Source organism: Streptomyces sp. PH10-H1, from assembly GCF_030063355.1.
Taxonomy (GTDB): domain Bacteria; phylum Actinomycetota; class Actinomycetes; order Streptomycetales; family Streptomycetaceae; genus Actinacidiphila.
Map to the genome: position 1 here is coordinate 1 of NZ_JASISZ010000136.1, position 9,231 is coordinate 9,231.

The 9,231-nt window shown below is 62.2% G+C and carries 8 protein-coding genes and 3 pseudogenes; 4 read left to right on the plus strand and 7 right to left on the minus strand.

What is annotated here, in order from left to right; genetic code table 11:
* Positions 1-74: 74 nt before the first annotated feature.
* Positions 75-455 (minus strand): hypothetical protein, encoded by a 381-nt coding sequence (locus tag QMK24_RS39620; RefSeq protein ID WP_283471753.1) that lies wholly within the window; start codon positions 453-455, stop codon positions 75-77.
* A gap of 195 nt (positions 456-650) precedes the next feature.
* Here QMK24_RS39620 and QMK24_RS39625 point away from each other — a divergent pair.
* Both QMK24_RS39625 and QMK24_RS39630 read left to right on the plus strand, forming a co-directional pair.
* Positions 651-835 (plus strand): annotated as a pseudogene (locus tag QMK24_RS39625) (MFS transporter); the annotation flags it as partial.
* A 275-nt stretch (positions 836-1,110) separates the two neighbouring features.
* Positions 1,111-1,482 carry a hypothetical protein gene (locus tag QMK24_RS39630; RefSeq protein ID WP_283471754.1) on the plus strand — a complete coding sequence of 124 codons (372 nt, stop codon included), beginning with the start codon at positions 1,111-1,113 and terminating at the stop codon, positions 1,480-1,482.
* A gap of 12 nt (positions 1,483-1,494) precedes the next feature.
* On the opposite strand, the gene QMK24_RS39635 is transcribed toward QMK24_RS39630, so the two are convergent.
* Together QMK24_RS39635 and QMK24_RS39640 are read right to left on the minus strand one after the other, a co-directional pair.
* Complete coding sequence (locus QMK24_RS39635; protein WP_283471755.1) at positions 1,495-2,394, minus strand: hypothetical protein; 900 nt, start codon at positions 2,392-2,394, stop codon at positions 1,495-1,497.
* 222 nt (positions 2,395-2,616) lie between these two features.
* A complete protein-coding gene (locus QMK24_RS39640; protein ID WP_283471756.1) occupies positions 2,617-3,819 on the minus strand; it encodes a hypothetical protein in 1,203 nt (400 codons plus the stop codon).
* Between QMK24_RS39640 and QMK24_RS39645 the strand changes: the two genes are divergently transcribed.
* Both QMK24_RS39645 and QMK24_RS39650 read left to right on the plus strand, forming a co-directional pair.
* Positions 3,820-4,056, plus strand: a complete 237-nt coding sequence (locus QMK24_RS39645; RefSeq protein WP_283471757.1) for a hypothetical protein — start codon at positions 3,820-3,822, stop codon at positions 4,054-4,056. It begins immediately after the preceding gene.
* A gap of 67 nt (positions 4,057-4,123) precedes the next feature.
* Entirely contained in the window at positions 4,124-4,300 is a 177-nt protein-coding gene (locus QMK24_RS39650) for a hypothetical protein (RefSeq protein WP_349307961.1), read from the plus strand.
* Positions 4,301-4,573: 273 nt separating this feature from the next.
* On the opposite strand, the pseudogene QMK24_RS39655 reads toward QMK24_RS39650, so the two are convergent.
* From QMK24_RS39655 to QMK24_RS42155, 4 genes and pseudogenes are all read right to left on the minus strand, one after another.
* Positions 4,574-5,107, minus strand: a pseudogene (locus QMK24_RS39655) (transposase); the annotation flags it as partial.
* 954 nt (positions 5,108-6,061) lie between these two features.
* Positions 6,062-7,939 (minus strand): ATP-dependent helicase, encoded by a 1,878-nt coding sequence (locus QMK24_RS39660; protein ID WP_349362016.1) that lies wholly within the window; start codon positions 7,937-7,939, stop codon positions 6,062-6,064.
* A complete protein-coding gene (locus tag QMK24_RS39665) occupies positions 7,936-8,916 on the minus strand; it encodes an ATP-dependent nuclease (RefSeq protein ID WP_283471758.1) in 981 nt (326 codons plus the stop codon). The genes QMK24_RS39660 and QMK24_RS39665 overlap by 4 nt, the downstream gene beginning before the upstream one ends.
* 36 nt (positions 8,917-8,952) lie before the next feature.
* Positions 8,953-9,093 (minus strand): annotated as a pseudogene (locus tag QMK24_RS42155) (AAA family ATPase); the annotation flags it as partial.
* Positions 9,094-9,231: the final 138 nt, after the last annotated feature.

A 9,231-nucleotide genomic window follows, 5' to 3' on the forward strand; every position in this document is an offset into this window, starting at 1 on the left:
GAACAACCATGATCACGAACGCCTGCGGGCCCCTTGCGTCCAGGGCACCGGAACCACCACGCCGTCACGCAACGTCACAACCGTGCGTGCCGCCTACGCGATTGCCCGGTTAAATTCGAAGACCCGCGATTGTCGCCCAGCGCTTCGCAGAACTTCAGGCTCAGCCAGTGTTCTGCGAGCCCGCGCCCCATTCCCTGGCCGGCCAGTGCGTAGCCACGGGCCACGGTGTGTAGCACCTGCCACGGCGTCAGTTCGATGGTCTCACTGCACTCGGCCTGTGGAACAGGACGCAGTTCAGGTTTTCTGCGTACTGGTGCCTGCCCCTTCTCCCTGCGCTTCTTGTCGAAGGCCGCCGATGCTGAGCTGGCATGGGCAGCGAGTTCTGCCGTGGACCGGACGTGGATGTTCGTTGGGCGGCTGAGCGCGTTCAGGGTCTGTCGCGCGGTTCTTGCCATGCGTCCCCCAAGATGTCCGTCTGCCATGGTCAGTCAGGAACGGTAATTCGGGGCGCGGGGGCGCATACAAGTGCGCATGGTGAAGTCACGGTGCAGACGAGGCCAGGCCAGCCGGTTCCGCGAGAAGGGAGGGCGCCTGGTTCATCCCTGCGGCGCCACGCCGTTCGGAACGTCCGCTGGGTGCTGCTCGGCGTCATGCTCGCGATGCTGCTGTCGATGCTCGACAACATGGTCGTGGGCACCGCGATGCCCACGATCGTCGGCGATCTCGGCGGTCTGGAGCACATCTCCTGGGTGTGACCGCCTACACCCTGGTCACCGCCGTCACCACCCCGATTTTGGGCAAGTGCGCCGACCTGTTCGGCCGCAAGCCCATGTACTCCTGGCGCGCATTGAACGAGACGCTCAGGATGTCCAGCATCATGGACAACTCGGGAAGCCCTCTTCAATTTCAACCCCCTTATTTTCGAAGAATTTTCACCACGGATGCCATCCTTAACGGCCTGCCACCGCGCATTGCTCAGGTGATCGCCGGGTATAGAACATCAACACCACCATGGGGTACAACGCTGTCTATCCGGCGGAAGCCATTGAGGCCCATCGCTCCTTCATCGCTCGCCGGCGGGCATTGCGCCCGATCGAAGAGTATCGTGCTGTGACGCCTGAAGAGTGGCAGGAGTTCCTGGGACACATTGAACGCAGGAAGCTGGCGTTAGGAGATTGCGGACGCGCTTATGGCACGGACTGTGCTCACGAGCACGCATGCGTCCGATGCCTCGTCCTAATCCTCGATTTCAGCGAAATGCCTCGCCTGATCGAAATTCGCGACAATCTCACCGACCGGATCGCCGAAGCCCAGCGGGAAGGCTGGCTTGGCGAAGTCGAAGGGCTATCTGTGAGCCTCGCCGCGACTGAAGAAAAGATTGCGCAACGCGATGCGGGAAAGGAACGAAAGGAATCTCCGATATTTCTGGGAGTCCCCACCGTTAGTCAGGTCGTAGCTCGCACCGTCCCGCAGGCGCCATGATGCGAAGCTCAACTACTCGGGCAGATTGATGTCTAGCCGCACCGCGGCGGCGATGGGAGCACCTCGCTGATTGAAGACACGTCGGAGTCCTTCATTATCCGTTCCGTCGTCCACTACGTAGCCATCAAGGCAGGGAAGCACTCTGTCAACTACGAATTCGGGGAGACGATAGCCGACTTCTCCGTTCTCATTCCGAAGCTCACTGTAAGCAGGGGCGTAATTTCGCGCGAAGTCGCAAGTGAGTAGCCGTAGGGCTTTCCCCGAGACCACTCGCGTCCCAACGTCTGATGGAGGAAGTGGCCGCTGTACTGGGACAGCCACTGGAATCGTTGCTTGCGACGGAATCGAATGGGGATGGTACAGCATGTAGTGAACGGGGAGCCCATACTCTTTCTCGTAATGCGAAATCGCTTGCCACTGCGTATCGCCAACCTGAAGCGCTTTGTATCGGCATGTTTGGTCAAAGCGAAACGTACGCGAGCCCAGCGAAGCGGGGAGAGAAGGCCGCATGAGGGATCCGAAACCGCCCGGGCGAGTAATTCCTTCATCCTCGGTAAACTCGGATTCTCGCGGATAGAGTCGCTTGCTCTGCAGCAATACGACCTTGGTGCGCAGGAGAGTTCCCTGGCGGCGGAAGGTGACGATGAAGCCGATATCGGCGACTTCCCATCGGTCCCAATGTCGGCCGCCACCAACAAAGTGCACATCAATGTCGACGAGCGTGCCAGATGGCAGTAGATGGGGGCCCTGAGATTCGGCCACTGCGTCTACGAATGCGAAATCGAGGGTCTCCTCGTGCACGGTCGGCATGCGGTCGATCCTGGCCGTTACGCGTTCGTTCACGTCGCAAAAGACATTCCGCACGTACTCGATGACGTCCGGTGATAGCGGAATCGGTGCTGTCGTGGGCATAGCCCTCCCCAGAAGCGACGAGCGCCGAGTGGACCCGGCTGCTGATCTAAGCCTAGATCCAGAGCGAAAGCAGGGCCTCTCGATGGTTCGAGCGTTACAGTTAGCAGCCCAACACGCTCCACTGCCGCCTATCTTCCCACGAGTTCTCCGGCCGGAGGCCGAAGACTCGCGCTAGTCATAGTCCATCGAGGCGCCATACAAGCGTTCGATTTGACGTGGCTCCTATGGCATCGGCGCCCATGCCTCGCCTACATCGAGGACGACCGTTCCGCCCGCCTGAATAGCGAGCCAGGATACTGATGACGACTTGAAAGCTCCATGTGAAGCACGCGGGAATGCATCTGTGCCGATAATTCTAGGGCCTGAAAAATTCCCCACACTACCTCTTATTGACCGTTCGGCCAGGGCGGCAGCCTCATGGACAAATCCCCGCAGCTGTGGAGACTCATCAAGCGCGAAGTCGTCGGTCACACAGCTCAAAAGCTTGGACTCGACCGCCGCTAGCCCACCAAGATCAACCAACGCCATCGCAATCGCAGCCTTTTGTGACCTCGTGCTCCGTCGGCGCTGACCCTCGACTGCGAGGTCATGCTGCAGATGGGCAAACGCTGAGACAAAATCACGTAGGCGGCCTATGTATGTCCAACCTCCCCAGTATTCACTGTCTGTAATACGGCTGTCGCCCACTGGAACCATGACGAGTCGACGCCTCAGAGCTTCAAGCGGGTTGGCGGGCGGTTCGATTTGCAGCTCGCCGTGCTGACCCAATTCCTCCGGGCTGTAGCCGAGCGGCTCGGCACGCAGATCGCCAAGCTCGCGCGGATCCTTCAGGCTGCCGCCGAGCGGGTCCGTATCGAGTTCGCCCAAACCGCCCAGGATTTCGAGCGCATCGCCCTCGCAAATTGCATCGATTTGATATGAATCGACCGAGATTAAGCGACCGTCGGGAACGAGAAGTGCGATCGAATAGGCAGCTTCGCCGCCAGGCGGCCCGCCGTGCAAGTAGTAGGAGGGAAGCACAGCAAAAGTGCGTCTATCGGTGATTGCATACTCTTCGTCGAGGACATGTCGCAGGCGGGAAAGTTCCCCTAGGGCCATCGCGGCATCACCAAGTATTTTCGATGCCTCCCGCGGGCGAAGCAGGAATCCAGGCTCGTGCTTGCTTGCATTTGCTGCTCGGCGGAGTGCATGCAAGGCGGAGATGCTCTGTGGTCCAAGTGCGGCCGAGGCAAGACTGTTAATCAGCGCAAACAGGTTCGCACTCGGCTTTTCCAATCGCAGAGATTTGAGAAAGCGCTCCAGAAGTGCCGCTGCTTCACGAATCTCGCCCAGTAGTTCCTCGGGGAGGAGGTCATCCTCGGGTGTTTGTGCGAGGCGCTCATACTGTCGGTGAAATGTGGTGGCCAGGTGCTCGGATCGTCGCATGTGATTCTCCTGGCTTCCAGTGCCGACAGCTTGTCGCTGACTTCTCTCGCGAGCTATACATACCGCCGCAATACGTTTCTCGATCGAGTCATTAATTATAGCGCAAGCAAAAGATCCCGTCAGCTTGCTGAAATCGTTACAACGGCGGAGCCGAAGCCCTACGACAAGCACGCGTTCGAGGCGCTGGCGGCGGTTGTTGCCGCAAAGGTGATGCGGGCGTCCGGACAGAGCTACTGAGGTTGAACTCGTAATGTCGCTGGGATGGGTGAACCAGTAGTAGTTCGGAGAAGGCACCGCCTCCCTTATCACGGCACTCGACGTGCGAAGCGGCGAAGTCCTCACCGAGATCATCACTCGGAACAACCTGTCCACCTTCACCGCCTTCCTCGATCGGCTTGATGCAGTCATCCATCCAGGCAAGGAGATCCACGTCATCCTCGACAACGGCTCCTCGCACACCGCCAAGCACACCAAGACATGACTGGCCGCCCACCCGCGCTGACACGCGCACTGGACGCCCCCCGCACGCCTCCTGGCTGAACCAGATCGAACTGTCCTTCTCCGCCCTGACCCGTCGAGTCCTGCGCAACGGCGCCCCAGCCGAGACCACCTCATCGACAAAATGGACGCCTACGTCATCCGGCACAACAACACCGCGAAACCATACCGGTGGACCTATGACGGCACCCCACTCAAGACAGCGTGATCGGCTCCCAACGAACTTCTGCGGGGCAGCATTACTGACTTCGGCGTTTCAGGGTGACGGTGGTGGGAGGTCGAGGGAGAGTCCGGTCGCGGCGATGAAGCCGTTGAGGATGTCGGGGCGGTACTGCAGTTGTTTGAGTCGGTTGCGGACGAAGGTTTCGAGGCGGTCGAGGGCGACGCTGGCGAGGTTCGCGAGGCTGTGTTTGACGTGGGCCCACAGGTATTCGACCGCGTTCAGCTCCGGTGCGTAGGCGGGCAGCGTGCACACCGTCAGCCAGTCGCGCGCGTTGATCAGATCGCGCATGGCGTGGGAGACGTGGGTGTTCAGCCGGTCCCACACGAGCACGAGCGGCGCTTTGACCAGCTGGTGCATTCCGTCGATCAGGTCGATGTAGTCGCGTTCGGACAGGCTGCGGCGCTCGCCCTTGCGCCCGGTGTGGCGCCGCAGCCGGTGGCACAGGTGGGTTCGCGAGCCCGGGCGCATCGCGAGCAGCCCGGCGACCGAGACCCTCCCCGAGCCGCGACCGCTGACTTTCACGACCGGGGTGATCCCGCGCCGTCCCCAGGCGCGTGGATGTCCGCTGCTCCCCGCCCGCGCGGGGATGGACCCCGGGACTACTGGCTCCACCACGACGTGGACTCCTGCTCTCCGCCCGCGCGGGGATGGACCCCGGGACTACTGGCTCCACCACGACGTGGACTCCTGCTCTCCGCCCGTGCGGGGATGGACCCTACGACGTGCTGATCAGAGCAGCCCGATTCGCTGCTCCCCTCCTGCGTAGGGGTGGACCCCAGTAGAAGACTCGTCCACGCGGGTCCTCGATCTGCTCCCCGCCTGCGCGGGGGATGGACCCTCCCGCTCACGGGCCCACCCGTAGCTGTCACGTTCTGCTGCCCGCCCCGCACGGGGAAGGACCGTACGCCCAGTTGCTGAACAGCCCACCCCTGCCCTGCTCCTCGCCCGCTCGGGGATGGGGGCCCGACGTCATCCGGGCCCCCATCCCCGGACTGGTCTACTCCCCGTCCGCTCGGGTATGGACCCATCCAGAGGCTGACCATGCCGGCGATGAACAGCTGCTCCCGGCTCGCTCGGGGATGGACCCAAGCGGTGAACGCGGACAAGCTCTGCGGATCCTGCTCCCCGCCCGCGGGAATGGACCCGACGAATCCGGCATCACCGGCGGCGGCGTCGACTGCTCCCCGCCCGAGCGGGGATGGATCCAGAGCGAATAGGACGAGCAGCACCGATGCGAGCTGCTTCCCGCCTGTGCGGGGATGGACCCGCAGCTTCGAGAGACCTGATGCGAAATCGTCCGGTGCATCAAACGCTACGCTGCCCGGGAGGTGTTCTACCTGGTCAGGGCCATAGAGTCGTGACCCGTCGTAGCGGTGAGGGCCCCGGACGCATCCGGCGGGGCTCCGCCGGGTGGCGAGTAGCGATGGTCCGCACGCCGCTCGGGGCAGCTCACCTGTGCCCGTCTCGACGTTCCTATTTGCTGCGCTGGGGCACTCTGAAATCCGGGCGACGGCGCTGTACTCACATGAGGACCTGTTCGATCTCGTCGACGAATCTCGTGCGTCGCGAGAGGCGATTTCGGGCTGCGTAGTACTTGTTTGCGGGCATCGTGTAGTGGTTGCCGGTGATGAGCACGGCCTCGTCCTTGGCTCGTGTGATGGCGACGTAGAACTCGCGGCGTGCTGCGGCAATCCCGCTTGGCGTGGGCGGTCGGTTGGGGAAGTAGGAGGGGACCAATCCCTCGATGAGTCCGGGGAGGACGACGACTGAGAACTCGCGGCCCTTGGCTGAGTGGTAGGTAGTGACAGCGATGTGCCCAGGGATCTGCCCGCCAGCCAGCTCGGCCATGGTGAGTGGTGCCTCTTGAAGGTCGTTCAATTCGTCGGCTGTATCGGAATCACGCGGGTCGGCGCTGGCGTTTGCCAACACCACGAGGTCCATCGTCAACACCAGTTCTTGGAGGAAGCTTCGTGCGTCGTCGCCGGGTTTTGGTCGCGGCGAGGTGGCATCTAGGACGGTTGCAAGCTGTTGTGCCAGCGAGCGGCGTGTGGCGTCGGGGTGAGCGAGGTCGGCGAGAAGTAGCTGCCGCTTCCAGAGTGATGCGAGCTCGCGAAGAGGGAGCGCCCGAGCGGTTCCGGTACTGGGCCGGTTGCTTACGCCAAGGGGGCCGGCCAGGGCCCGCGCTGTACACAACGCTATGAGCTCGGCGAGCGGGCCGGACGGTCGGCGTCTGTGCTTCTCACGGTCGTATGGGATCTGGGCAGCGTCCAACGCTTGGGTGAGGGACTCGAGGACCGGGCCTTGGGAGCGGTAGAGGATGGCGACGCTCTCCAGGGCAAGGCCCTTGGCGATTCGCTCGCGAACAGCTTTGACAGCGAGAGCCGCGTGGTCGTCGAGGTCGCCTTCCGCGGGTGTGATACTCACGGTCCCCGTGTCGGTCCGTTCTGGAGCAGCCCGGTATCCGCGATCCCTTCCCAGGACAGCGCGGCTGGCGTCGATCAGAGCGCTACCACTGCGGTAGTTCAAGGTGAGCCGGACCGTATGGAAGTCAGGTCGCTTCTGGAGTTCCTGAAGGTAGCGGGAGTTGGCGCCTTGGTAGGCGTAGAGGACCTGGTCGGGGTCGCCGACGGCGGTGATTAAGGCACCGGCATCGAGGAGGACTTCGACGATTCCGTGAAGGACTGGGCCGAGGTCTTGGTACTCGTCGATGACGATATGCGGGTAGCGCGCGACGATCTGTTCCCGGGCGGTCTTGCTCTTGCGGAGCAATGCGAGCGCCCGGCCGGTCATTGCCTCGAAGTCGATCAGATCGTCTTCACGTAGGAGTTCCTCGTACCGGAGGACAGTTCTCTTGTAGGTCACGTGAAAATCGTCGGTGGATTCGCCCGCGTACACAACGCGTCGAAGTCGCTCAAGAGTACTGCGATCCTGCGATGTTGGCGCCCCGAGGCCACACTCGTGTGCGGCCTGATTCCACAGCGACCTGCAAGTGTTGCCATCGGCGACGGTTGTGGTATCGCGGTGGAAGCCCTCGTCAATGAGGCGGGCATATGGCCGCAGAACACCGTGAAGGCAGAAGGCATGAACGGTGGTGCTGCTGAGACGACGGCCTGGACGTATCCCGAGGCTATAGAGGCGCCTCGTAGTTTCAGCGGCTGCCGCATCGGTGTAGGTGAGGGCTGCAACACCTCTGCGGAGGCTGGTGGTGGCCAACAGGAAGCCGACTCGGGCCACCAACGTCCGTGTCTTTCCCGCGCCTGGGCCGGCCAGTACTGTCAGACTGCCCCTATGAGTGGCTGCCTGCCGCTGGTCAGGGTGAAGCTGAGAGAGCTCGGCTGCCAGTGTGGGCGGCAACAAGGCAGGTGCTGGCGCAGGTGGCACGGAGGTAGGATCGATCACTCGACTTGCCCTCCCTCATCGTTGTTGGTTCCCCTCGTGGAAGGGGCAGGCGAGAGCAGGGGTATTCCCCGTACGGCCTGGCTGAGGTCTTCCAGCAGTGTGAGGATCGTGCCCGCCCCTGGGATGCGGCCGAGCTCGGCGCGGCTGTAGCCCCCCTTATCGGGTCTGGTTCCGATTTGCGCGAGGCGGCTGTGCAGGTCCAGATTAGCGACGAGTGTCGCAAGCCGTTGGGCGAACCTGCCCTTCCCGATGTTTTCGATTTTGGTGATGAAGTCGGATTGCTTCAGCTGCGTGGCCCCGCAGTCGGAGGCGACTGCTGCGAGGAGGTCGGCGAAGGCTTGGCGCGAGTCGCTCCGAGTGCGGAAGGCTTCGTAAGTAGTCGTCAGTTCCTTGGTCAGAAGTCGGGCTATGTCTACTTCGAGGGTATGGTCTCCCACGTAGATGCGTGCCTCCCGAGCCAACTCGATCAGTAGACTCCGGTTCGGACGCGATCCAGTTTCGGGGAGGTCGGCCTCAGTGAGGGTCTCGATACCATTTGCCAGGTCAGCAGAAATGGAATCCCGGCCCGCGAGTTCGGCCAGTTGCTTGGCCCGCCACAGACCAGGCTCCTTGTTCGCGGTCCTCTCGGCGCCTTTGGCGGTCGGCTTCACGTTTGCTGCGTCGCCGTCAGTCAGTACCCAGTGCCGTCGGTTGAGTGCCTTGGGGCTCAGCAAGGTCGCATAGGGCGCGAAGTCAGTACCTTCCACGCTTGATACGACAATGCCGTAGTCGTCGAAGTAGAAACCTGCGGCCTCGGCCAGTGCTGGCAGAAGGTAGGCATCGGCTGCTCCCTCAACAAAGATCACCTCGCGCGCGAAAAGGATCTCCGCTCGGGTGACGTTGAGGTATCGCTCAAGGTCCAAGGTCACTGCGGGGCTGATGAGATCGGGAGGGACAACCGAGGCAGTGGTGTGGCCATCATGGCTGTCAGCCAGCACGATGGCCGACAGCGGAGCTACCGCAGCGATGTGCGGACTGTGTGTTGTCAGCAGCAGACGATTCGGCTCACGCAGGAGGTGAGCGAAGACCTTGCGCTGGAGGGACGGGTGTAGATGTGCCTCCGGTTCTTCAACGGCAAGCAGAGTGTCTTCACCGTCGCTTGCAGACCGACGAAGTCGGAGATGCTCTAGTGTCCCGAGTCTCGGTTTCGCTGCATATCTAGTCGTTGGGGTTCGGGAGGCGGTTCAGGTAGCCGGCGAGGCGTTCGAAGATCTGGTCGGCGGTTTTGGTCCACTCGAATGGCCTGGGGTTCT

Excerpts from the sequence above, each read along its gene's own strand:
- QMK24_RS39620 (WP_283471753.1), bottom strand. The coding sequence starts at position 455 with ATGGCAAGAACCGCGCGACAGACCCTGAACGCGCTCAGCCGCCCAACG.
- QMK24_RS39635 (WP_283471755.1), bottom strand. The coding sequence starts at position 2,394 with ATGCCCACGACAGCACCGATTCCGCTATCACCGGACGTCATCGAGTAC.
- QMK24_RS39640 (WP_283471756.1), bottom strand. The coding sequence starts at position 3,819 with ATGCGACGATCCGAGCACCTGGCCACCACATTTCACCGACAGTATGAG.